Below are 23,328 nucleotides of genomic sequence, written 5' to 3'. Positions count from 1 at the left end.
TTAGCTCAAAAAGCAGTGATAAAGCCATTTTGGATGAGCATAATCGTTTTATGATCTACAAAATTAAAATTTTTATGAATTTCTACAAAAATGAAAAACAAGAAATCAAGTAAAATCTGTTTTTTGAATTTTAAAAGACGTTTTCTCAAAACCAGGAGAAATTGGTAAGTAATTCTGCTATACTTCTGTTTACAAAATACGCAAACAAGAAAGAGAGCCAGCACCTATGAAACTTCTTAAAATGATTCTCTTGCTTTTATTGATTGTTATTGGTGTAGCAACAGGCTATATCCAGCTGGAGCAAGGGAAACAAGAGACAGCGAATTCATCTTATGACAAAACGATTCATTTTCCATCAGACCGCTATCCCGAAACAGCCAAGCATATAGAAGAAGCCATTGATGAGGGTCATTCATCCATTTGTACAATTGACCGTAAACATAGTGATGAGCAGAGAGATCGATCATTACATGGCATTCCAACAAAGCGCGGGTATGATCGTGACGAATGGCCAATGGCAATGTGTAAAGAAGGAGGCACAGGAGCTTCTGTCAAATATGTACGCCCTTCTGATAATAGAGGCGCAGGCTCGTGGGTAAGTCATCAATTATCGGATGATCCTGACGGCACAAGAATTCAATTTATCATCGATTAGCAGCCTTTCCCTTTTCTATATTAAAAAAATTTTCACATGACTGCATGCAGGTATTTTAAACACTTTTTTCATGCCGATAATCCTTAAGGAGGGTTATCCTACCTTATACCTAAAGGAGTTAAAAAGCATGAAGAAAAAGGGAAAACTGAGGCTTGGCGCCAAAATTTTGCTGATCTTTTTAAGTGTCCTCATCATCTTTTCCGCAGTTGTTGGTTATGTGGTGAATCGCGAAATGACGGAAAACATCAAGCAAATGGCAACTGAAAAAGCAAAAGGTGATTTAAAACTAGGCTACGCCTACCTGAATGAAAAAGTAGAAGGCTCGTGGCAGATTAAAGAGGACAAGCTATTCAAAGGAAATACGCAAATGAATGATCATGACACATTGGTTGACCAATTAGCCGAATATACCGGTGATACCATCACGATTTTTCAAGGAAATACCCGCGTAGCTACGAATGTCATGTTAAACGGGAAACGAGCTGTAGGTACAGAAGTCTCTCCTGAAGTGAAGACCACTGTTTTAGATAAAGGAGAAAACTATTACGGCACAGCAAATGTTGCCGGGAAAGACTATCAAACGGCTTATATGCCAATCAAAAATGAAGCAGGCGAAACAATTGGTATTTTTTATACTGGCGCCAATCAAAGCATGATTTCACAAATGCTTCAGTCATTCTATATACAATTTGTCATCGTCCTTTTGTTAAGTCTGATCGTTTCGGTCATCATTATTTCTATTTTCACTAAACGGATTCAGGCACGTCTCAAGCATATGGCTTCTGCCATTAAGAGTGCAGGCGAAGGTGATTTAACCATCAATGTGACGGATACTGCTGGTGATGAATTGTCTGATCTGGCTGGCCATTTCAATAAGATGCGTGAAAAACTAAATCAAACCATTCTAAATGTCATGAACACGTCTGAATTAGTGGCCACATCCTCTGAGCAGCTGTCAGCTAGCGCAGAAGAAACGAGTGCAGCATCAGAAAAAATCACTTACACGATTCAAGAAGTGGCACAATCTTCAGAAGAACAGTCCGCTCAAATGACAGCTAGTGAGCACAAAATGATTCAAGTATCAAACGAGCTGGCAAACATCACTGAAAATGCAGGACAAATGGCTTCAAGAAGTCACTCCGCACAAGAAGTGGCCCAGAAAGGTGTACACAATATCGGTGAAGTTCATTCACAAATGACGTCTATTGCCAAATCAATTGAAGAAAATGGTACAGCGATTCAAGCATTGGAAACACGTTCAGCTGAAATTGATCATATTTCCAAAGTCATTACAGATATCGCCAGCCAGACAAACCTGCTAGCTCTTAATGCAGCAATTGAAGCAGCACGGGCAGGTGAGCACGGAAAAGGATTTGCTGTTGTCGCAGACGAAGTGAGAAAGCTTGCAGAAGAATCTCAAGCATCATCAAACATGATTTCCCATCTCATTTCTGAAATACAAAAAGAGATGACTCATTCGACGAATGCCATCAAACGAGTAAGAGAGGAAGCGGCTCAAGGGGCTGTCCTTATCTCTCATACAGAGGAATCATTTCATGATATCCAGCAATCCATGAGAGAAATGGCAGATGGCATTAAGCATTTATCAAGTGCATCACAAAAAATCGCAGCTTATACAAACGATGCGAAACAATCTTTTGCGTCTATAACAGAAGGCGTTAAACAAACGAGTGAACATTCACAGCAAGTAGCCGGTTTAACAGAAGAACAATTTGCTGCAATGGAAGAAGTAACAGCTTCATCAGAAGCGCTTGCCCATTTAGCAGGAGATTTAAAAGCAATGGTCTCGCAATTTCACATCTAGATCCCACACCAAATAGCGCAAGACGGCGACAATCGTCTTGCTGCCTAACTTTCTCCTCAAGAATCACTCTTTAACCATTCACGTTCCAACGAAAATCCATAAATAAAGGAGTTTTTTATATGAATCACTTAAATCAAGCCTATTCCCTATCTATCTCCTACCACCAAATCACGGTATACACCGGAAGCGAAACACCTCCTGTTATTGATTGGACAGATGAGGACATTCTTCAAGGATTTGCAACAGGAGATCAAGGAGTTTCCTTTGAAGGAATCAATAATGGAAAGGCGTCTATTATTGTGACATTAAATAGCGATGAGCCCCAAGTCTCGGTTGATAGAGCCATAACAGTTCCCTTTACGCTTACAAGTGATCAAGTTTATATCACAAGCGTCATGGCCCATGTGCTGTCTTTCTCCATTCCAAAAGGAAACTATCAGCTTACCTGCTACACCTCACAGCAGCCTGATCAAGACGTTTATTATGTAAATTTCCAAACAGTGTAGATTACGACTGATCGTATAGATCAAGCCACTTTTCCGCATAGTCTACCGATTCTCTCATGGGCAGTAAATATGAACTGGCAAGTCCGATTTGATTGTGCTGATGGATGCCTCCTGATTGCAGAAAATCACGGCCAATCTGTTCAAATAGTTCTTCTCTTGTGATGATATCTTGGTACTCTTTCCATACCCTCCACCCATTCTCTAAAATAGGCGCTCCTCTTGTCATGAGGTCCTGCTGAGGGATTCGGTATTCAGCTAGATGAAAAGCTGTCATGCTCTCAAATGATGCACCAAGCAGCAGCACTTGAGCCTGAAGATCATACATGCGGCCAAGAGGCGACTGCTCTCCTAATCCAAAGGAAAGTGCATGGTGTTTCAGAATTTCATGTTTTCTTTTCCCCCAGGCTGTGAATGAAAAATGAGGATGATTGCTTCTCGCCACGCCTGGGTATTTCCAAAATGTTTCCGCCACCTTACCCATTGCTGCTGGCGTCGTGTAAGCTGGGTCAAAAGCAGGCATTGTTTCTTTGATCGATTTCCACCATGAATAAGGAACAGGCGGATCGATCCAATCGGCGGGATCAGAAAGCTCTAACGTTTGTGCCGGCATAATCAGTGTCCCCTCTTCTGTTAAGGTTTCCATCAATGCTTGTATGACGGCTACAGCGCCTCCGTTTACCCAGCCGATTGATGATAAAGATGAGTGAACACATAAAATCATGCCCTTTTTCACACCAAGTCGTTCCAAGTCTGCTTTGATTCTTTCCTTTGTCATCGGTTCAGCTTGATTTTCGATTAATTTTTGCATCGTTCCTTTTCCTCCTGCGTCTCTTCTATTACTGATGAATGAGACGTTTAACCGCAATAGACAGTTTGTAATTTGCGTAATTCGTCAGCTCCGTTAAAAACTGATCAAGTTCATCATGACTGGAGAAATGTCCTTCAGCCATATAACAGCCCTCACCACTTATTTTGAACAAATTCTTGATTTCTTCCTTTTCATAAAGAAACGACAGAAGTGGTTCATGATGATGACTACGGGTATAGAGCTGCAAAAAGGTTTGAATTGTCTTTTGTGTCTGCCAATCAATTGAAATGGTATATGCTTCAATCACGCCTTCTTCTTCTAGCTTTAACACCCGATTTGCAACAGCTTGGCCGGTTAAATGAACTTTTTCACCTAGAGCTTTCATCGTTAATCGGCTGTTCTTTGATAGTTCTTTTAAAATATTCATATCTGTTTGGTCTAGCATTGGCTCACCTCTTTCAAAAATCAAGCCCTTCTGCCAAAAGACTTTCATGATCCTCTGTCACATAGAACTCTTTTAATATACTGTAAACTTAATCAGAAAAAAAGGAGGCCTTTTTATGAAAATTACACTCATTCGCAATGCGACTTTATACCTTCACTATGGTCATTCAACTTTTTTAATCGATCCCTTTTTTGCAGCAAAAGGAACATATCCACCGTTCCCTCATACAGCCAATCAACATTTGAACAATCCTATTGTGGAGCTTCCTGTAAATATAGATTTAGACAGTCTGTTACACCCAGATGCTGTCTTACTCTCTCATTTACATGTGGACCACTTTGACGACGAGGCCAAAAGAAAATTAGCTCAGGATCAACCAATTTATACTCAATCGGAGAAGGATCGAAAAGAAGTTGAAGAAGCTGGATTTCAGCATGTCACATGCATTGAAGATGAAATGGACATTTGCGGCGTTCATATTAAACGTACAGGCGGACAGCATGGGACGGGAGAAACGGCGAAGCGGATGGGGCAGGTGAGCGGTTTTGTTTTCTCTCACCCTGATGAACCTACCCTTTATATTGCAGGTGATACTATTTGGTGTGATGAACCGAAAGAGGTTGTGAATACAAGCAAGCCAGACCTCATTGTGGTCAATAGCGGGGCTGCTCAATTTTTAGAAGGCGATCCGATTACAATGACCAAGGAAGAGATTCTAGACATTCACCGTTCTCAGCCAAAAGCTCAAATTGTCGTCTGTCATCTTGAAGCTGTGAATCATTGCTTGTTAACAAGAGCTGCTTTAGAAGCTTACATTCAAGAACATCATGCAGATCAAGCCATTTTTGTCCCTCAAGATGGGGAAAGTCTCACCTTCTGATCGACAATAAAAAACCGGCACTTTAGACTGACATAGCAGATTGAGACACAAATAAAACACCCTTATTAGGTTGCCATGCTACCAAATGTTTTTGGTGCGTGGTAGCCTAATTTTTTTTGGATACGCTCTTCATTATAATACTTGATGTAACGGTCGATTCGTTGCCTGACATCTTTTTCTGATATAGAGTTGAACTTTGTAAACATAAATTCCTCTGATTTTAAGCTGGAATGGAATGATTCAATCACTGCGTTATCCCAACAGTTACCTCGTCTAGACATACTACTTGTGAGGTTCCTTACCCCCAGCTCCTTTTGATATGCATACGAACTGTATACACTTCCTTGATCTGAATGCACAAGTACACCTTTAGGCGAATTCCTTTTCTCTAAAGCTGCTCTCAATGTGTCCAATATGAGTGATGTCTGTTGGTGATCATCTAGGGTGTAGGCAACAACTTCGTTGTTGTACAAATCCATAATGGTCGAAAGGTAGAGCGTTCTTGGTCCATACTGAATATAAGTAATATCTGTTACCCATTTTAAATTCGGGTGTATTGCGGTGAAGTTTCGATTTAATATATTTGGGGCAATGATGACAGATTCCCCTTTTGATTTCCATTTCCTTTTACGCTTCACACGACATTGAAGATGGTATTTTTGCATGATGCGCTGTATAGTATTTCGGTTTCGTTTGATATCATATTGACGCTGAAGTAGCTTTCGGATCTTACGATGGCCGTACCGGAACGACGTTTCGGTACATAAGGAAATAACAGCCTTCTCCACTTGTGATTTTTTACGTATTCCTTCGGATACCCAACGATAATAGGTCGATCTGGCGACCTGCAAAATACTTAAGACAGACTTTACTGTATATTTCTTCCGTAATCTCTCGATCAAATACAAGGTTACTCCCTTTTCAACTCCTCTACGATCTCCAAATACTTTTTTAGAATTTCATTCTCCATCTTAAGGTGTTCAACCTGCCTATTCACTTTTTCCTCTTTGGATACATTGTCAGGTCCATGCCCGAAGCTATATTGTTTTCCAATTGGCTGATCGAATCGATGTAACTGATTTCCTCGATACCACTTCATCCATGTTTTAATCTGAGATACATTCTTTATATGATATTTATCCATAATTTGTTGATTGGTAAACTGCCCGCTTAATTTATCTTTCACAACCGCCCATTTTATTTCAGCTGAATATTTGTTTTTTTTCATAAAAAATACCCTCCAAATTAGCACTTAGTTTAAGTGTATCACTTGAAGGGTGTTTTTTTATGTCCCATTTGACTAGGTTAGTCTACTTCGCTGCCGGTTTCATCATTATCATGGGCGATGGTGCTGTGGCTTTTTCAGCAATGGAACAAATCCGTTCTTTTTCAAATGAGTGTAATGCTCATCCATTCGTTTCGTGATGTGTGTGCCTTGTTCCTTTGTTAACACGCCGTACTGTACATATTTCTCAATGACTTCTTTTCGCTTAGAAAGAATTTGCTGCTCAAGGATTTCAATTTGTTTTTGTTGTTCTGCTGTTAATTTCACTTGATGTGTCACCGGGCGCTTTTCCATTTGAGGTGTTTCTCCATGAGCCGTTTCTATATGAAAACCAAATAACAGCATCATCGACAAGATGATCAAACTACTGATTTTTTTCATCATTGTTGTTCCCTCCTTTATTCGCCTTTATTTTGCGCTCGCTTTCCTTTTTTATACATTATTTCTAACGTGCAAATTGCTTATAATATTCTTACTTTTTCACTTTTCTTCTGAAAACGTTGTCCTTACAGAAAAAGCGTGCTATGTTTTGTTTTGTATAAAAAATAGAGGAGGATTCTTAAATGAGTCGTTTTTATCATAAAAAACCTATATGGATCATGCTTGTTGTGTCTGCTTTCATCCTTATCATGTCTGCTTGCAGTCAATCAGGCTCATCTCAATCTGAAGACACAAAGTGGGATCAGATTAAAAAGAAAGGGAAAATCGTGGTTGCAACTTCAGGCACCCTTTATCCAACTTCTTATCATGATACTTCTAATGGCAAGGATCAATTAACTGGCTATGAAGTAGAAGTCGTCAAAGAAGCGTTTAAACGTCTTGATGTGAAAGTAGAATTTAAAGAAATGGGCTATGATGGGATGCTGAGTGCCATTAATTCTGGTCAAGTGGATGCCGCTGCAAATGATATCGACATCACAGATGACAGAAAAGACAAGTTTGCCTTTTCAACCCCTTATAAATATTCCTACGGCACGGCTATCGTTCGGAAAGATGATTTATCTGGCATTAAAACGTTAAAAGATTTAAAAGGAAAGAAAGCAGCAGGGGCTGCCACAACGATTTATATGGATGTCGCTCGTAAGTACGGTGCAAAAGAAGTCATTTATGATAATGCGACAAACGAGCAATACTTAAAGGATGTTGCAAACGGCCGTACAGATGTCATTCTAAATGATTATTACTTGCAGACACTGGCTCTTGCTGCATTTCCTAAATTAAATATTATGATTCACCCTGACTTGAAGTACATGCCGAATGAACAAGGTTTTGTTATGAAGAAGGACAACAAAGAGCTTCAAAAAGAATTGAATCGTGTATTAGGCGACATGAAAAAAGACGGAACAATGAAAAAGATTTCTGAGAAATTCTTTAATCATGCAGACGTCTCTAAGAAAATTGATGCTGATGTCGAAGATGTCGACATTTCCAAATAAGGAGCCGCAATCGTGGGAGATATTCATTTAGAATATATATTTAATCCTGCACTGGCAAAGGCGTCATTTCCGTTTGTTATGAAAGGCATTTGGCTGACGCTGCTCATTTCCTTTGTGAGCATGTTTTTTGGTACCATTCTTGGCTTTTTTATCGCTCTTGCCAGGATGGCGAATTCATGGATTCTTCGGCTGCCTGCGCGGCTGTATATCTCATTCATGCGAGGCGTGCCTATTCTGGTGATTTTGTTTATTCTCTATTTTGGATTCCCCTATATCGGCATTGAGTTCACAGCGGTCACTGCCGCCATTATTGGGTTCAGCTTTAATAGTGCTGCCTATATTGCAGAAATTAACCGGGCGGCCCTCTCCTCTGTTCCAAGTGGACAGGTAGAAGCCGCTAAATCATTAGGTCTCAGCTATTGGCAAACGATGCGTGGTGTCATTTTGCCTCAATCCGTCCGCATCGCCCTGCCGCCATTGACCAATGTCATGCTGGATTTAATCAAAGCTTCCTCACTGGCAGCGATGATTACTGTACCAGAGCTCTTCCAGCAGGCAAAAATTGTAGGCGGACGAGAATTCGATTATATGACCATGTATATTTTGGTCGCACTCATTTACTGGGGCATTTGCAGTGTCGTCTCATTGCTTCAGGACTTTTTAGAAAAACGCTATGCGAAATATCTGTAGCAAAAAAAAGAGCAGATCTCATGGATCTGCTCTCAGACCGTAGACAAACCCCTCCTTTACCTAAAGTAAAAGTGGGGTTTTCACATTTTTTGATAAAAATATCATGTGTTTTACGCTGGACATGGTCCTTTCCATGTCCAGTTTGCTAGCTTTTTAAGGTTCATGGCAGCGAAAGTAAGCATCGCTTGCATTGAAACTTTTTTTAGTCCACGAAGTTTCGTCCAACGCATACCATGCTTTTCTTTGGCATCCGCAAAAACGCGTTCAATTGTTTCTTTCCGTTTTGCATAGATGCTCTTATTTATTTCAGTGAGTCTTAGGTTGTCTGCTTCATCTAGGTAATCCTGCCAAATATGCCGATGAATTTGTTTGGTATGATTTTGACTTTGTGTACAGTTATCTAAAAACGAGCAGGACTTACATACTTCTGAGTCGGACGCATATTGCTTATAGCCTTCTCTAGTCGTTGTACGATAGGAGAGAATTTGCCCGTTGGGGCAAATGTAACAATCAAAATATGCATCATACACGTATTCATTCTTTTTCAAATAACCAGCTTTTGTTTTTGGACGAGTGTAAGGCATGACTGGTCTTATCTCTTGATCCATTAAAAACTTAGCGATGTAAGGTGTTTTATATCCAGCATCTAGATACGAGTGAATCTAACATACGACTATCATGAACATTACCACCTGTGACCAGTGATCCTAGAATAAATCCTTTTGAATCACAAGCTGTATGAAATGAATAAGCAAATGACTTTTCACGTTCATCCTTTACATAGTAGCCACTCTCTGGGTCAGTTGTACTGACCTTGATTTCTTTTATTTCTTCTTTATTCTGAAGGGGTAAAGGCTTTTTTCCATGTTCTTCACGATCAATATTAATTTCCTCATGAAGCTGATTTTGATAACTTCTCGTCTCAACTCGAACGATTTTCTTTTCAAGTTTTTTCTTATTGGCATTCGCTTTGACATGTGTTGAATCAATGAAGGCGACAGAAGGGTCAACGAGGCCTTTTTTCATCGCTTCTCTTAAGATTCGATAAAAAATTTGTTCGAATAAATCTGTATCGTGAAAACGTCTCACGTAGTTTTTACCGAAGGTAGAAAAGTGCGGAATTTTCTCCGAAAATCCATACCCAATAAACCAACGATAAGCCACATTGGTTTCAATTTCTTTAATCGTTTGACGCATGGAGCGAATGCCAAATAGATATTGGATCAAAACCATTTTAATGAGAACAACGGGGTCCACACTTGGTCTGCCATTGTCGGAACTATAATGATCTTTGACAAGATCATAAACGAAGTCAAAATCGATTGCTTGATCTATTTTCCGTACAAGATGATCTTCAGGCACTAATTCATCTAATGCCACTACTTCTAATTGATTTCTTCTTTCTTCTTCACGTTTCGATAACATGTTCATCCCCCACAGAAATGTTAATATCCTTATTATACAAAAAAGCTTGTAGACTTTGTCTACAAGCTGAGAGCAGATCTCATGGATCTGCTCTTTTTCAGCGTGATAGAAAACCTTTGCAGCCCTAGGCACCGGAGAGCATACCTGCGGGCGAATGCGAGGGTTTGTCTACACGATAATTAATGAATGAGCCATAACCATACATATAACCCGAGTAATGTGAGAATCAAGGTTGGGATGGTCAGGATGATTCCGGCTTTCATGTAAGCCCCCCAAGAGATATGGACGCCTTTTTTCTTTAAAACATGAAGCCACAGCAATGTCGCCAATGAGCCGATTGGGGTCATTTTCGGTCCAAGGTTGGAGCCGATGACATTGGCATAAATCAGTCCGTCTCTCATGACACCTGCTGTATCTGTATGTCCAATGGCAATCGCATCAATTAAAACGGTCGGCAGATTGTTCATCACAGAGGACAGCACTGCGGCAAGCACGCCCATAAACATCGTTCCTGCAAGCAAGCCATGTGAAGCCCCTTGTTCAATCCATGCCGCCAATATTTCTGTAAGACCGACATTTTTCAGTCCATATACGACGACATACATACCGATCGAGAAAAACACAATGGACCACGGCGCTTCTTTGATCACTCGCTTTGTCGCCACTTGCGGACTTCTTCTCGCCAGCCATAAGAAAGCAAGGGCAATCCCGCCTACGATGATGGACACTGGAATACCGATTAGCTCCCCCGCAAAATAACCCACAAGCAGACAGCTGAGCACATACCAAGACAAACGGAACATACGGATATCTCGAATAGCTGACGCCGGTTCCTTTGCCTGTGACAGATCGTAGGTTTTTGGGATAAGCTTTCGGTAAAATACATACAGAACCAGCATGCTCGCTCCAAGCGACACAAGGTTTGGCACGAACATATTCGCTGTATATTCTAGAAAACCAATATGAAAATAGTCGGCTGATACGATATTGACCAGGTTACTAATGACAAATGGCAAGGAGGTTGTATCTGCAATAAAGCCGCTTGCCATCACAAAAGGCAGCACCATGCGCTCATCCAGCTTCAACGCTCTCACCACAGATAAAACGATTGGGGTCAAAATCAGCGCCGCTCCATCGTTGGCAAAAAAAGCAGCTACAACAGCGCCGAGCAATGTTAAATAAATAAACATGCGGACACCGTTGCCTCTTGCGGCTTTTGCCATATGCAGTGCAGCCCATTCAAAAAAGCCGATCTCATCTAAAATTAACGAAATGATAATAATGCCAATAAAGGCAAAGGTCGCGTTCCATACAATTTGCGTGACTTCCCACACATCGCCCAGATGAACGACACCAAAGGCAAGTGCAAGAATGGCGCCTCCACACGCTGACCATCCTATGGTGACACGTCCTGGCTGCCAAATGACAAGGACGAGGGTCATGATGAAAATCAAAATGGCTAAGGTGACTGATCCCAAAGGTGGCCCCCCTTTCACTTTTCTCATAAAATCTTTATCTATCATACAACGAAATGCATCAGTTGTATGCCATTTTCGCATGTCACATGAAAACCCGCAGGTGATCCCGTGCACCTGCGGATTCCATCATCATTATTGATCTTTTTTCATCAGCATCAATTCAATAAATAACTCACATCTCTGGCTAAAATGACTTAAGTCGATCGAAGTCATGTCAAAAATTTGTTTCATTCGATAGTTTAATGTATTTTGATGAATAAACAACTGCTCCGCTGCTGGCTTTAGCTTGCAGTTATTCAATAAGTAGACTTCCAGCGTTTTTAAAAACGAGGTTTGACTCTCGCGGTCTTTTTCCTTCAAGCGTAACAAATCTGGATTGAAGTCGTTTTTCTTTTTTTGATGGCTGTAAATAGAGTCTAAAAACCGGAAGACCCCTAAATTCTCATAATCATATGGAATCAGTTCTTGCCCTCCGACAATTTTTACTGCCTTGACGACCTCTATCGCTTCAAATCGACTTGTACTCATTTTCATGACATCACGATACTCTCTTCCCATCCCAATATACAAAGGGGAAGGATGGGCATTCGTTTTTGATTGCAGATGTGCGATGACATCAGCGGCAGTCGCTTTCGGTGAGTGCCGGTCTGACAGGCTGCCTAATATAACGACAATATCTGCTTGAACCGAATAGACGTGATTCACTTTATCCTCTAGCTGCAAATAAGTTCGAATGACATCCTTCACATCTTCTGCCGTCTCACTTTTGTTATCGGCAGCGTGCACGACCATAACGGTAAATACGGCTGGCAGTGGAATGCTTAAGTTCTCAGCCTCCCATTTCAGCTCTTCTTCAGTATAAAAATGATCATCCATGACCTTTTTGAAAAACTCTTCAATCTTGCCTTCCTTTTTCTCAAGCTGTTTCTTATTCTTATAAATCACTTTTCCAACCTGAAAGGAAGCTTCGTGTAAAAATTGCAGCTCCTCCTGAGAGAGGGAGTCCTCAATGTCCTGCACCCAAATAAAGCCTACTACCTCTTGTTTATGCTTGGCGCTCACAGCCACCCGCCGATTAAATCCGAGCTCGTCATGGCCGCTCACATAAAAAGGCTTTGACTCCTTGTGAAGCCGCTCAATTACCCCTGTTTTCTTTAACCAATCGACCACAGACCCCGGACATTCTTTTGAGAAAATCGTTTGCTGATTGACTGGGTCAAACTGCTGAATGCTGTAAGAATTATAAGCAAGGAGCTGACACTCTGTGCTTTCTAAAATGACTGGTTTTTTTAAATATCCGCTAATAAATGCAATTAATTTGTCGACATCAAAAAATGTATGAAGCTTTTCTAATATCTCTTCCATCCCGATTGCTCCCTGATTAAGTGATACATTTATCATACTTCTTTCCAGTCAGATTTGTATAGAAACAAGTCGCAGGCAGGCAAAAAAAGCATGAACCCATCAGTGCAGGTTCATGCTTTTTCCATATTAAAACATTTCACTAATCGTTTTTGCCTGCATGTGCAGAGCTAGGTAATCTGGACCGCCTGCTTTTGAATCTGTTCCTGACATTTTGAAACCGCCGAATGGATGGTAACCAACGATGGCACCTGTGCAGTTACGGTTAAAGTAAAGGTTCCCCACATGGAACTCCTGCTTCGCACGGTTGATGTGATCACGATTATTCGTAATGACAGCACCTGTTAAACCGTATTCTGTGTTGTTGGCTACCTCAAGTGCCTCATCAAAGCTAGAGACTTTCGAGAAAGCCAAGACCGGTCCAAAGATTTCTTCTTGCATTAAACGGGAAGTTGGCTCAAGATCTGCAAAAATGGTCGGGTGAATAAAGTATCCTTCCGAATCATCACTCGTTCCGCCAGTGACTAAGCGGCCTTCCTGTTTGCCAACCTCGATATAATCCGTAATCTTGTCAAAAGACGCTTGATCAATGACAGGTCCCATGTAAACATCCGCAGAAAGTGGATTGGCTGTTGTTTTCGTTTCTGTGATTTCCTTCACTCGCTCAACCACTTGGTCATACAGCTTCTCATGGACGACAGCCCGAGATCCAGCTGAACATTTCTGACCTGAAAATCCGAAGGCTGATGTGAAAATGGCATTAGCCGCTAATTCAACATCTGCATCCTCATCGACAACCACTGTATCCTTACCGCCCATTTCAGCAATGACACGTTTTAAATGCTGCTGGCCTGGCTGCACTTTTGCCGCGCGTTCAAAGATACGTGTCCCTACTTCTCTTGATCCAGTGAATGTAATCAGGCTTGTTTTCGGATGATCTACTAAGTAATCCCCGACCTCTGCTCCGCTTCCTGGTACAAAGTTGACAACACCCTTTGGAAGACCGGCTTGCTCAAGCTCTTCCACAAAACGGGCTGCAATGACAGGCGTCGCACTTGCTGGTTTTAAAACAACTGTATTCCCAGTGACGATTGGGGCTACTGTTGTTCCTGCCATGATTGCAAACAAGAAGTTCCACGGCGGAATCACGAGCGTCACGCCAGTGGGTGTGTAAACATATTGATTGCGTTCCCCTTCGCGGCTGTTCACTGGTTTGCCTTTCGCCAGCTCCAGCATTTGACGGGCATAATACTCTAGGAAGTCAATTGCTTCTGCTGTATCTGCATCCGCTTCATTCCAAGGCTTACCTGCTTCTTTGACAAGAAGGGCTGAATACTCATGCTTTTTACGGCGAATGCTTGCCGCAGCTCTGAATAATACGCCAGCTCTTTCTTCTGGAAACGTGTAGCGCCATGTTTCGAATGCTTTCGCTGCTGCTTGAACCGCCTGCTCTGCCTCTTCCTTCCCGGCCTTCGATACGGTTCCAACCACTTCATCCTTTTTCGCTGGATTGATCGAAACAATCTTGTCTTTCGTTTCAATTCTTTCTCCATTAATCACGAGCGGATAGGTTTGGCCAAGTGATTCGGTTACTTTAGCTAATGCTTGTTCAAACGCTTTGCGGTTTTCTTCCTGGCTAAAATCCGTGAATGGTTCATGCTTGTAAGGTGTTGTCATTTTTGTCACGCTCCCGTTTCAAATTATTTTCTCGTCATCCCTTTTAGAGCAAAGGCAATGTTTGCCGGCCGTTCTGCAAGACGTCTCATGTAGTAGCCGTACCACTCTCGTCCATACGGAGTATAGACCCTCATTTGATAGCCTTCTTTCACAAGTGCCTGCTGCGTTTCTGATCTCATGCCGTACAGCATTTGAAATTCGAACTGATTTGTCTGTATATTGTGTTTTTTCACAATATTTTTCGTGAACTCAATCATTCGATCGTCATGTGTCGCAATGGCTGTATAGTTCCCTGAGAGCAATTGCTTTTCGATCAGCTTTTGATAATTCAGATCGACGTCTTTTTTGTTTGGATACGCCACTTCGGCAGATTCCTTATAGGCACCCTTTACAAGTCTTAAAAATGGCTGCAGCTCATTTAGGTCATCAAGATCCTTTTCTGTTCTGTACAAATACGCCTGCAAGACCGTACTGACATACTCATATTGAGATTTCATCTCTTTAAAAATGTCCAGCGTTTTTTGACAGCGCTGTTCATCCTCCATATCGATGGTCACCATGATACGGTGTTTCTCTGCCGTATCTAAAATACGTTTCATATTGTGATACACAAGGTCATCGTCAATATCCAGGCCAAGGGATGTCATTTTGAGTGACACATGGGAATTGAGTCCCGCCTCAGCAATCCGCTGAATGGTTTGAATACACTCAGTCGTCCGTTCATTGGCAATCTCTGCCTTTGTAACAAACTCACCAAGGTGATCAACTGTCACAGCCATTCCTTGGTCATTTAATCGCTTGATAACAGGGATGGCACTCTCAAAGTCCTTCCCTCCGATGATTTTCTTAGATGCAACAGCACTTCCCCAATTACGAGCAATATGGTTCAAGAGACTGCTCTTTGACAAAAACAAGAAGAAATTTCTTGTGACCGACTCCATAAAGGGCACCTCCCACTCTTTGTAAGCTATGTCTTTATTGTAAAGCTCATAAGCTGTCCGCTACAATATTTGAAGATGACAAAAATTCTGACTTTTTTTGTGGTTTTATCACAATAAGAGATAAAAAAGAGCCTGCCGTGATCCGGCTGGCTCTTCCCTGCTTACGCCCACACCTCATCAAGGGTAGACTGCAGCAGCTCATTTAATTCTTGCAACAGGTTGTCTTTCGGCTGATTGTAGCTTTTCACCAATTCATCAAATCGCGCGAGCTCTTTGTCGATAAATGGATGGACATAAGCGAGGCGGTTCTCTACATCCATTTCTTCTCCGTCCATTTTACGTTTGAGCAGCTCATGGATTTCCGCTAAAAGCGGACCTTCCTCCACTAGTTCTTCGAGCAGTTCATGAAAGTCCATCGGCGGAACAGTCGGGTATCGTTCAATCCACTGACAGGCAAGCAGCGGACGAAGCACATAGAAATATTTCTTGATTCGCACCTGCTCTCCTCGTAAATGCCGGCTTTCATTCCGCTTCGCCATATTGAGGTAATGATACATCAATGCTGGAGGATAAAACGCTCGGTCCTTTAATTCTCTTAGCTGCTTTGCCAAAGAGAAGGATTCAGTATAGATGATGTCAGAAGACAACCATTCCATGATGGATGGATTCGATTTATTGAATAAGCGAAGTGCCTTTCTAAGCTCCCAGCCGCTGATATCAAGCACATCATCAATCGGCCGTTCAATGACATCACGATGTTCTTCCAGCGCCCAATACCATTCTTTTCGAGGAACATATAAAAAACGAACATCGTAATCACTATCAGTCGAGGGGAATCCCCATGCTCTGCTGCCTGATTCGACCGCGAGGCAAATTTTTACATCATATGTTTCTTCGATGATTTTCAGCTCTTCCTTGATTCTCGCTCTCATCATCCATCAACTCTTTCTATAGAAATCTGCATGACTTCTTCACGTTTTGGTAAAATACGAATAAGACATATATGAAAAAGGAGTTGGATCTCATGTCTATATCTCGCATCATGAAATGGATCACCGGGATTTTTGAAGCCTGTCTTGCCATCCCTGTCATCGGAGGATTATTTATTATTAGCAATGGCTATACACCGCTCATGGTCATGCTTATTCTGCATATTATCACACTCGTCTTATCAAAGCGAGACCAAGGACCAATAATTGGCAGCATCATTGGGATTATCACATCCTGCCTCGCATGGATTCCGGTACTCGGATTCATCCTTCATATCATCACAGCTCTTGCCCTTATTATCACCGCGTTAGTACCTGATGAAAAAACGAGACAAAATACGAGTTATTAAAAAAGAGGCCCTCCTAGAGCGGCCTCTTTTTTCTTTTATTTGAGCAAATGCTTTTGTAAGAAGGAGAGCTTCTCTGTTTGAAAAGCCGGGATAAACTCGTGTCCAAAATAGCGATATACCTTTAGGTCTTTATCTGTTTCTAAATGGTTGTATGCCGCAAACACAGTAGATGGCGGGGTAATTTTGTCAATCAGACCGATCGCCATCAATGTTGGCTGTTTGACCCATCCAGCTAAATTGATTAAGTCAAAATAGCTTAATGTCTCAAATGCCTTTTCTTCCACTTCCGGGTCACTATTTCTCCGAAAGTACGAATTGATTTCTAAATAAGGCTGCTCCAATGCCACATCCACTGCACGCTCAAAGTTTGATAAATAAGGGTAATCTGCCGCGACGACCTTCGGAATATCTGAAAGGGCTGCAGCTGCTACCGCTAATGCGCCTCCCTGGCTCCCGCCAATCACGCCGATCCGGTGTTTATCCACTTCAGGGAAGGACTGAATGACTTCGAGTGCACGAACCGCATCTAAATAAACACCGCGATAATAGTAGGTCTCTTTTGATAAAATGCCTTTTGTCATCCACCCTAAAGCGTGACCGCCTGGTGTCACTGTCTGATCTTCACTGCCGCCTTGACCGCGGACGAGCATACCAAATGTGGCATAGCCGTGGAGCGCCCAGTTGACGATGTCGTGAATGCCGCCATCATAGCTGGCATTATAGCCATGAAAACGAACGAGCGCTGGATGCGGGCCAGTTTGATCAGGTACAGCATAAAAGCCTTCTATTTTAGAATGTCCAAAGCTTTGATACGTCAGGCGGTACACCTTGACGCCTTTCACTGGATAGTCATACGGTTCAAGTGTTGGCTCTGCCTCCACTTGGCGCAGTTCTTCGAGTGATTTCTTCCAAAAATCTGAGAAATCAGGACGTGCTGTTTTCTTTGGTTTATATTTTTTTAGCTCTTCAAGCGGCAAATCAAACAATTGCATATCCGAGTATCCCCCTTTGTTTTATTCGTTATATGTATCATACCACCGATTTCTTGAGTTAGAAAGCCATTTAACAAAACCTTCTGACATTTCTATTGGCAAAGATGATGGAAACCTTTATGATAAAGAAACTGGCCTTGAAGACTAGAATAAACCATTACATACATTCATGGATGTACCCATGATATTTAGCGAATAAAGGAGGAACTCGTATGAAAATCGCCCTTGTCCAAATGGACGTACAAATTGGAGAACCTGAAGTGAATTTTAAAAAAGCAGCAGCGTTTTTAGAAGAAGCGGTCCGCGAGCAGCCTGATTTGATCATTTTACCCGAAATGTGGAATACCGGCTACGCCCTTGAGCAAGCCGATCAGCTTGCGGATGTAAACGGTGAACGCACAAAACAGCTCTTTTCCTCCTTTGCACGTAAGCATCAAGTGTATCTCATCGCAGGCAGTGTATTAAATAAACGGACAGAAGATGAACACATCACCAACACGATGTATGTCTTTAACCGCCAAGGTGAGCTTTTGTTAGATTATGATAAAATTCATTTATTCCACTTAATGGATGAGCACAACTATCTAACTGCTGGTGATCAGCTTGGTTTATTTGACTATGGTGAAGATGTGACGATTGGTGCGATGATCTGCTACGATCTCCGCTTCCCGCAGCTTTCCAGAACACTTGTGAACAAAGGAGCGAAGGTGCTCGTCAATACGGCGCAATGGCCGTCAGCAAGAGTGGACCATTGGCGCAGCCTGCTCATCGCAAGAGCGATTGAAAACCAGTCATTTATGATTGCTGTTAACAGAACAGGCACAAGCAGAGACACGGCATTCCCTGGACACTCTATGGTGATTGATCCACTCGGCCGCATCCTGCTTGAAACAAACGATGACGAAGATATTTATTATGCTGAAATTGATCTTCAGCTGGTGGATGAAGTCAGACAGCAAATTCCGGTTATGACAGATCAGCGTCTCGACTTATATTAAAAAGCAGGGTGCTCCCCTGCTTTTTGCGTTTAATTAAACGTTTGTTTAAGCTTTCCCTTGATTCTGATAAAGGTCCATAAAGGCTTGAGCGGCTTTCGTTAAATACCTTTCTTCCACATATGCAAACACAAGTGTGCGGGTTGGGCATGAATCAATGTGTAAATAAATGACCCCGTTCCTATCCTCTTGTGCTACCATTTTCGGCACAACGGTCACACCTAGTTCGTTTTTGACCAATGCCTGCGCTGTTTGAATATGACTTGTTTCAAAAGCCGTTTTTGGCTGAAAACCGTGATAACGGCACAGTTCCGTGACCACTTGCCGAAAACCGTATCCCTCTTTCAGCATAATAAATGGGATACCTTCAAGAAGCTGAAAGGGAACGATTTCGTGACCGGACTCTTTTTGCCCTGCTTGCTTGATAATCTCGTTCAATTCCTCTGATAACCATGGCTGTGCAGCTTGCGGAACTGCAAGAAGGAGCGGCTCTGTCAGCATTTGTTTCATTTTCAATGATTCATGCTCGACAGGCATAGATAAAATAGCCAAATCCAGTTTTCCGGCCAATAGAAGTTTTTCGAGCTCACGAGGTGAACCTTCTATCAATTGAACGTCGACATGAGGATACGTTTGACAAAAGGTTTTTAATAAGCCGGGCAAGATATATCCCCCTGTGACTGCTGGCGCTCCAATGTTCAGCTCTTTCCCGATTTCATAAGCTGCTTCTCCCATTTCACGCAGCAAATCATCTCTTTCCTTCAAAATATTCTCAGCCCTTTTAATGAATCGTCTCCCTTGAGGTGTGGGCGTTACTTGTCCATACTTTCGAATAAATAGCGGTGTGTCTAATTCCTCTTCCAGCTTCTTCATTTGCTGGCTTAAAGAAGGCTGTGCAATATGAAGTTGATCCGCTGCTTTTGTAAAACTTTGCTGCCGGTACACTTCAATGACATATTCCATCATTCGTATATCCACTTTCATCACCTCATAGGTTTTAACTATCCATGTCATATCTTTTATGTCTTAGACAAATAACAGAAGGAATTCTACGATAAAGAGACCACAAAGGGGGAAAAGAAATGAATCCATATGCTAAAGCCGAGAACCAATTTTCACAAAATGCCGAGAACTATCGAGATTCACCTATATTTGCAGCCGGAGAAGAGCTGGAATGGATGAAAACAACAGCAAATGCGAAGGGACATGAGCATTTACTTGATATTGGCTGCGCGGCAGGACATACCGTTTTTTCCTTTTCAGACGTTATCTCTAAAGGGGTCGGCATTGATGTCACGCAAAAAATGATCGAGATTGCAGCAGCACTTGCGGAAGAACGCCACCTGAACCACATTACTTTTGAGCAGGCAGCCGCAGAAGCATTGCCCTTCTCTGATGAATCATTTGATTTAGTGACGTGCCGATTTGCTGCTCACCACTTTCCAAACCTTCCGGCAGCCATGTCTGAAATCAGCCGAGTCTTAAAAAAAGGCGGCCAATTTCTGCTCGTCGACCATTATGCACCTGAAAACCCTGCACAGGATTCATTTATTAATCACTTAAATAGACTGAGAGACCCTTCTCATGTGCGGGAAAGCTCGTTATCAGAATGGAAAGAGCTTTTCGATGACAACCAATTGACTCAGAAAGAGATTCGTTACTGGGATCTGCATATTGATTATCAGGACTGGATTATACGCGGACGCACGCCAGAGAATATTCAAAAGGAGATCGTTTCCCACCTTCAAGCCGCAGACCCTGACACAAAGCAGCTGTTTCAGCTTCAATTCGATGCGCAGCATCAGCCCATTTCCTTCTGTTTAAAAGCTGCACTGCTTCAGGGAATCAAGCATTAAACTGATAGAAAAAGTCTACCATCGCCGGTAGACTTTTTTAATCTTCACTGTTTCACAGGTGGCTTTTCATGTTCGTGACACGTCTCTCTTCACGACTAGATCCTGTTTCTATTATATGATAAATGAACGGAGATAGGTGAGGCATTTTAGATTCTCTGAATAAAAAAGAACCTACCCTCTTTGGAATAAGTTCTTTACTGCATGCGTTACTTACGGTGCAATATCCTCTAGTACTTTCTCGCGCGTTTCGATCATTTTAAAAGCAAGAATTGCTCCCACTACCGTCACACTTGCAAAAAGAATAAAAATAGTTGAAACACCGCTTACCTCTAAAATAAAACCTATCATAATAGGAGCGATCGCTGAGGCCAGTCTAAGCCACGCTGTAGCAAATGCCGTTCCAATCACCCTCATTCGTGTCGGATAAATTTCAGGTGTATATAGATAGAGAAGAACTGTAATTGTCCCCATCATTCCGTAAGCAGCAGACCCTAAATAGATGACGCTTTCTGGTGAAGTCGCTCCGCTGACCCATAAAGTAGTTAATAAAACACCTGTTAATACAAATGCAATGGTTGCCCAGCGCTTCCGACCCACTTTATCAATTAAAAATGCACAAGCGAATACCCCTACAGTCTGTAAAATATTTGTGAGAGATGCTGCCCTTAATGAATCTCCAACTGGCAAATGGTAAACAGTATTATAAAGACTCGGTAACCAGTTATTTAAACCATTCGATACAAAGTAGGCAGAAAACCATAGTCCCCATACGACCAATGTTCTTTTACGGTAAAAAGTTGAAAATAGCTCTTTCCAGTCGCCTTTTTCAGTACTGCTGGATACTTGATTTGCGACAGGCATTCGTTTGTCAGTACTAGCTTCAATTTCTTCAATAATTCTTTCGGCTTCATCTAACCTGCCTTTCGAAATAAGCCACCTTGGCGATTCACGCAGCATGAAAAAGAATCCAAAGACGATTAAACCTCCAATGCCTCCAATCAAGAACATCCATTTCCACCCAAAGCTAGGTACGACGAAAGCGCCAATTTGAGCTGAGATCATTAATCCTAATGGAAAAATCATCTCATAAAGCATAAAAAATCTGCCTCTTCCTTGGGCCCGGGACAACTCATTGATATACGAGGCTGCTACCGGCACCTCTCCTCCAACTCCAATCCCTTGTATAAAGCGGAAAATAAAAAGGGCCATAAAATTACCTGAAAATACACAAGCGATACTCATAATAGACATGAGGAACACCGTCCACTTTGCACTAAATACACGGCCGCGCCTTTCTGCTAACCACCCAAAGAAAATAGCACCAATCGCTTGTCCTATATAACCAGACCCAATAAGAAGGCCAATTTGAGCAGGTGATAAATTCCACATGCCGATGAGGACCGGGAGAACAAACGCTAAAGATAGCGCATCAAACGCATCAAAAAAGGTAGCAGATCCCATAATGATCCGAGGTTTTAAATGCCACCTCGAAAAAGGTACACTTTCCATCCTGGTCAATAGTTGTGAAGCTCTATCAACAACTTGCCCACCTTGAGAATTTGAATTTCCGCTGAGTTCTAACGTCATGGTATCTCCTCCTTATTAGAGGAAATGATGCAAAAGTACATGCCGAAGAGCGCCGGAGAAACCGCTTACATTTTAAGTCAAGAGAAATTCTGCAGCGTTCATACGAGTTTTCAGCATCTATCAAATCTTTTTTGGCGTTCCAGTGGTGCCCCGATCTATATAATACATAGGGAAAATATGCTCCATCGCTTCTAACTGTTCTCCTTCCAATAACTGTGTTAGTAAAGAAACAGCTTTTCTTCCCATTCCAACTAAATCAACATGAACAGAAGATAAAGACGGGGTGAGAAAACTTGCAATGGGCACATCATCAGCACCAACGACAGACAAATCATGAGGTATTGACACATTTGCGTTTTCTGCCGCTTTCATGACCCCTACCGCCAAAAAATCTGAAGAGCAAACAACTCCAGTCATGTGCTGGTTTCCTTGGAGAAATTGAGAAACCACTTCTACTACTTTTCCCCCATCAAATTCATCTAACTCAAACACAAGCTCTTTGTTCATTGTTAATCCTAAACGTTTCAGTGTGCGCTCATATCCCTTGTAATACCTTACACTATGCATCGAACTCATTGGACCATTGACCAGCCCAATGGTTCGATGACCTTTATCAAATAAGGCCGTTACAGATTGACAAACACCTTCTTCATCATCTGGCCTGACACATGGAAATGGAGAATCCTCTAAGTAACTTCCGACAACGATAATGGGAATAGCCAAACTTTTTAACCAATCCATGCTCAATTCTTCATTTCTTGGAGAAAATAAAATGGCACCATCTACAGCCTGCGTCTCCAGTAATCGCTGCTGCTGAACAGATGTAAATGACATCAGCATATTGAATTCGGTCTCATCTAATTCCTTCGCTATGCCATCTAAAATCGTTGAAAAAAATGGATTATTCAAAATATATGAACCGCGGGGAACCACTACAGCGATATTCCCAGTCTTTCTTTTCACGAGCCCTCTCGCTCCTAAATTAGGGCGGTAGCCTAACTCATCAATCACTTGCTTGATTCTTTCAGCCGTTTGAGCGCCTACTCCTGGTTTTCCACTTAATACTCGGGAAACAGAGGCTATAGACACTCCTGCTTTCAATGCGACATCTTTAATACTTACTGACACATTTCATACCTCCGGGAG

Annotated in this window: 22 protein-coding genes and 1 pseudogene; 9 read left to right on the top strand and 14 right to left on the bottom strand. The window is 42.0% G+C overall.

From position 1 onward, the window contains the following. Positions 1-226: 226 nt before the first annotated feature. The 3 genes from M1D81_RS01935 (at position 227) to M1D81_RS01925 (ending at position 2,986) form a co-directional block, all read left to right on the top strand. Positions 227-655: a sporulation protein gene (locus M1D81_RS01935; RefSeq protein WP_456265797.1), complete on the top strand. Its 429-nt coding sequence runs from the start codon at positions 227-229 to the stop codon at positions 653-655. Positions 656-782: 127 nt separating this feature from the next. Further along, on the top strand, positions 783-2,480 hold the full coding sequence (locus M1D81_RS01930; RefSeq protein WP_456265798.1) for a methyl-accepting chemotaxis protein: 1,698 nt from the start codon (positions 783-785) through the stop codon (positions 2,478-2,480). A 119-nt stretch (positions 2,481-2,599) separates the two neighbouring features. After that, on the top strand, positions 2,600-2,986 hold the full coding sequence (locus M1D81_RS01925; RefSeq protein WP_041106618.1) for a competence protein ComJ: 387 nt from the start codon (positions 2,600-2,602) through the stop codon (positions 2,984-2,986). A 1-nt stretch (position 2,987) separates the two neighbouring features. Here the strand turns inward: M1D81_RS01925 and M1D81_RS01920 are convergent, their stop codons facing one another. Both M1D81_RS01920 and M1D81_RS01915 read right to left on the bottom strand, forming a co-directional pair. Then, entirely contained in the window at positions 2,988-3,794 is an 807-nt protein-coding gene (locus M1D81_RS01920) for an aminoglycoside N(3)-acetyltransferase (RefSeq protein ID WP_456265799.1), read from the bottom strand. A gap of 28 nt (positions 3,795-3,822) precedes the next feature. Beyond that, complete coding sequence (locus M1D81_RS01915) at positions 3,823-4,239, bottom strand: Lrp/AsnC family transcriptional regulator (protein WP_039176401.1); 417 nt, start codon at positions 4,237-4,239, stop codon at positions 3,823-3,825. Positions 4,240-4,354: 115 nt separating this feature from the next. On the opposite strand from M1D81_RS01915, the gene M1D81_RS01910 reads away from it, so the two are divergent. Further along, positions 4,355-5,119, top strand: coding sequence for an MBL fold metallo-hydrolase (locus M1D81_RS01910; protein ID WP_456265800.1), 765 nt, complete (start codon positions 4,355-4,357; stop codon positions 5,117-5,119). A gap of 65 nt (positions 5,120-5,184) precedes the next feature. On the opposite strand, the gene M1D81_RS01905 is transcribed toward M1D81_RS01910, so the two are convergent. Continuing rightward, positions 5,185-6,347 (bottom strand): IS3 family transposase gene (locus M1D81_RS01905; protein ID WP_456265149.1). Its coding sequence is split into 2 segments (ribosomal slippage): positions 5,185-6,071 and positions 6,071-6,347, totalling 1,164 coding nucleotides; the frame shifts between segments, so codons are not numbered across the junction. Positions 6,348-6,455: 108 nt separating this feature from the next. Then, positions 6,456-6,785, bottom strand: coding sequence for a YckD family protein (locus M1D81_RS01900; RefSeq protein WP_024424311.1), 330 nt, complete (start codon positions 6,783-6,785; stop codon positions 6,456-6,458). A gap of 182 nt (positions 6,786-6,967) precedes the next feature. Here M1D81_RS01900 and M1D81_RS01895 point away from each other — a divergent pair, with 182 nt between their 5' ends. Together M1D81_RS01895 and M1D81_RS01890 are read left to right on the top strand one after the other, a co-directional pair. Further along, a complete protein-coding gene (locus M1D81_RS01895) occupies positions 6,968-7,840 on the top strand; it encodes a transporter substrate-binding domain-containing protein (RefSeq protein ID WP_456265801.1) in 873 nt (290 codons plus the stop codon). Between the two features lie 12 nt (positions 7,841-7,852). Then, a complete protein-coding gene (locus M1D81_RS01890; protein ID WP_034283291.1) occupies positions 7,853-8,530 on the top strand; it encodes an amino acid ABC transporter permease in 678 nt (225 codons plus the stop codon). Between the two features lie 110 nt (positions 8,531-8,640). Here the strand turns inward: M1D81_RS01890 and M1D81_RS01885 are convergent. From M1D81_RS01885 to M1D81_RS01860, 6 genes and pseudogenes are all read right to left on the bottom strand, one after another. After that, positions 8,641-9,955 (bottom strand): annotated as a pseudogene (locus tag M1D81_RS01885) (IS1182 family transposase). Positions 9,956-10,134: 179 nt separating this feature from the next. Beyond that, positions 10,135-11,433, bottom strand: a complete 1,299-nt coding sequence (locus M1D81_RS01880) for an arsenic transporter (protein WP_456265802.1) — start codon at positions 11,431-11,433, stop codon at positions 10,135-10,137. A 132-nt stretch (positions 11,434-11,565) separates the two neighbouring features. After that, positions 11,566-12,798 (bottom strand): PucR family transcriptional regulator, encoded by a 1,233-nt coding sequence (locus M1D81_RS01875; protein ID WP_024424315.1) that lies wholly within the window; start codon positions 12,796-12,798, stop codon positions 11,566-11,568. 126 nt (positions 12,799-12,924) lie between these two features. Further along, entirely contained in the window at positions 12,925-14,472 is a 1,548-nt protein-coding gene (pruA, locus tag M1D81_RS01870) for an L-glutamate gamma-semialdehyde dehydrogenase (protein ID WP_456265803.1), read from the bottom strand. A 23-nt stretch (positions 14,473-14,495) separates the two neighbouring features. Then, positions 14,496-15,413 (bottom strand): proline dehydrogenase family protein, encoded by a 918-nt coding sequence (locus tag M1D81_RS01865; RefSeq protein WP_456265804.1) that lies wholly within the window; start codon positions 15,411-15,413, stop codon positions 14,496-14,498. A 161-nt stretch (positions 15,414-15,574) separates the two neighbouring features. Continuing rightward, positions 15,575-16,345: a nucleotidyltransferase domain-containing protein gene (locus M1D81_RS01860; protein WP_456267169.1), complete on the bottom strand. Its 771-nt coding sequence runs from the start codon at positions 16,343-16,345 to the stop codon at positions 15,575-15,577. A 92-nt stretch (positions 16,346-16,437) separates the two neighbouring features. Here M1D81_RS01860 and M1D81_RS01855 point away from each other — a divergent pair, with 92 nt between their 5' ends. After that, a complete protein-coding gene (locus M1D81_RS01855) occupies positions 16,438-16,752 on the top strand; it encodes a hypothetical protein (protein WP_456265805.1) in 315 nt (104 codons plus the stop codon). Between the two features lie 35 nt (positions 16,753-16,787). Here M1D81_RS01855 and M1D81_RS01850 read toward each other — a convergent pair whose 3' ends face one another. After that, a complete protein-coding gene (locus M1D81_RS01850) occupies positions 16,788-17,744 on the bottom strand; it encodes an acetylxylan esterase (RefSeq protein ID WP_456265806.1) in 957 nt (318 codons plus the stop codon). A 212-nt stretch (positions 17,745-17,956) separates the two neighbouring features. Here M1D81_RS01850 and M1D81_RS01845 point away from each other — a divergent pair, with 212 nt between their 5' ends. Beyond that, positions 17,957-18,742, top strand: a complete 786-nt coding sequence (locus M1D81_RS01845) for a carbon-nitrogen family hydrolase (RefSeq protein ID WP_456265807.1) — start codon at positions 17,957-17,959, stop codon at positions 18,740-18,742. A 45-nt stretch (positions 18,743-18,787) separates the two neighbouring features. Here the strand turns inward: M1D81_RS01845 and M1D81_RS01840 are convergent, their stop codons facing one another. Then, a complete protein-coding gene (locus M1D81_RS01840) occupies positions 18,788-19,705 on the bottom strand; it encodes a LysR substrate-binding domain-containing protein (protein WP_456267170.1) in 918 nt (305 codons plus the stop codon). A gap of 116 nt (positions 19,706-19,821) precedes the next feature. Between M1D81_RS01840 and M1D81_RS01835 the strand changes: the two genes are divergently transcribed. Then, a complete protein-coding gene (locus tag M1D81_RS01835; RefSeq protein ID WP_025092802.1) occupies positions 19,822-20,595 on the top strand; it encodes a class I SAM-dependent methyltransferase in 774 nt (257 codons plus the stop codon). 210 nt (positions 20,596-20,805) lie between these two features. Here the strand turns inward: M1D81_RS01835 and M1D81_RS01830 are convergent, their stop codons facing one another. Together M1D81_RS01830 and M1D81_RS01825 are read right to left on the bottom strand one after the other, a co-directional pair. Next, entirely contained in the window at positions 20,806-22,182 is a 1,377-nt protein-coding gene (locus M1D81_RS01830; protein WP_456265808.1) for an MFS transporter, read from the bottom strand. A 120-nt stretch (positions 22,183-22,302) separates the two neighbouring features. Then, positions 22,303-23,310 carry a LacI family DNA-binding transcriptional regulator gene (locus M1D81_RS01825; protein WP_456265809.1) on the bottom strand — a complete coding sequence of 336 codons (1,008 nt, stop codon included), beginning with the start codon at positions 23,308-23,310 and terminating at the stop codon, positions 22,303-22,305. Positions 23,311-23,328: the final 18 nt, after the last annotated feature.

The sequence above is a fragment of the Bacillus sp. JZ105 genome (assembly GCF_053903125.1).
This window is presented reverse-complemented; position numbering and strand designations above follow the sequence as displayed.

Bases quoted from the DNA above. Each gene is read 5' to 3' on its own strand.
- M1D81_RS01915 (WP_039176401.1), bottom strand. From the start codon at position 4,239: ATGCTAGACCAAACAGATATGAATATTTTAAAAGAACTATCAAAGAAC.
- M1D81_RS01830 (WP_456265808.1), bottom strand. From the start codon at position 22,182: ATGACGTTAGAACTCAGCGGAAATTCAAATTCTCAAGGTGGGCAAGTT.
- M1D81_RS01875 (WP_024424315.1), bottom strand. From the start codon at position 12,798: ATGGAAGAGATATTAGAAAAGCTTCATACATTTTTTGATGTCGACAAA.
- M1D81_RS01850 (WP_456265806.1), bottom strand. From the start codon at position 17,744: ATGCAATTGTTTGATTTGCCGCTTGAAGAGCTAAAAAAATATAAACCA.
- M1D81_RS01900 (WP_024424311.1), bottom strand. From the start codon at position 6,785: ATGAAAAAAATCAGTAGTTTGATCATCTTGTCGATGATGCTGTTATTT.
- M1D81_RS01935 (WP_456265797.1), top strand. From the start codon at position 227: ATGAAACTTCTTAAAATGATTCTCTTGCTTTTATTGATTGTTATTGGT.
- M1D81_RS01855 (WP_456265805.1), top strand. From the start codon at position 16,438: ATGTCTATATCTCGCATCATGAAATGGATCACCGGGATTTTTGAAGCC.
- M1D81_RS01920 (WP_456265799.1), bottom strand. From the start codon at position 3,794: ATGCAAAAATTAATCGAAAATCAAGCTGAACCGATGACAAAGGAAAGA.
- M1D81_RS01865 (WP_456265804.1), bottom strand. From the start codon at position 15,413: ATGGAGTCGGTCACAAGAAATTTCTTCTTGTTTTTGTCAAAGAGCAGT.
- M1D81_RS01835 (WP_025092802.1), top strand. From the start codon at position 19,822: ATGAATCCATATGCTAAAGCCGAGAACCAATTTTCACAAAATGCCGAG.
- M1D81_RS01840 (WP_456267170.1), bottom strand. From the start codon at position 19,705: ATGATGGAATATGTCATTGAAGTGTACCGGCAGCAAAGTTTTACAAAA.
- pruA (WP_456265803.1), bottom strand. From the start codon at position 14,472: ATGACAACACCTTACAAGCATGAACCATTCACGGATTTTAGCCAGGAA.
- M1D81_RS01925 (WP_041106618.1), top strand. From the start codon at position 2,600: ATGAATCACTTAAATCAAGCCTATTCCCTATCTATCTCCTACCACCAA.
- M1D81_RS01860 (WP_456267169.1), bottom strand. From the start codon at position 16,345: ATGAGAGCGAGAATCAAGGAAGAGCTGAAAATCATCGAAGAAACATAT.
- M1D81_RS01845 (WP_456265807.1), top strand. From the start codon at position 17,957: ATGAAAATCGCCCTTGTCCAAATGGACGTACAAATTGGAGAACCTGAA.
- M1D81_RS01895 (WP_456265801.1), top strand. From the start codon at position 6,968: ATGAGTCGTTTTTATCATAAAAAACCTATATGGATCATGCTTGTTGTG.
- M1D81_RS01930 (WP_456265798.1), top strand. From the start codon at position 783: ATGAAGAAAAAGGGAAAACTGAGGCTTGGCGCCAAAATTTTGCTGATC.
- M1D81_RS01910 (WP_456265800.1), top strand. From the start codon at position 4,355: ATGAAAATTACACTCATTCGCAATGCGACTTTATACCTTCACTATGGT.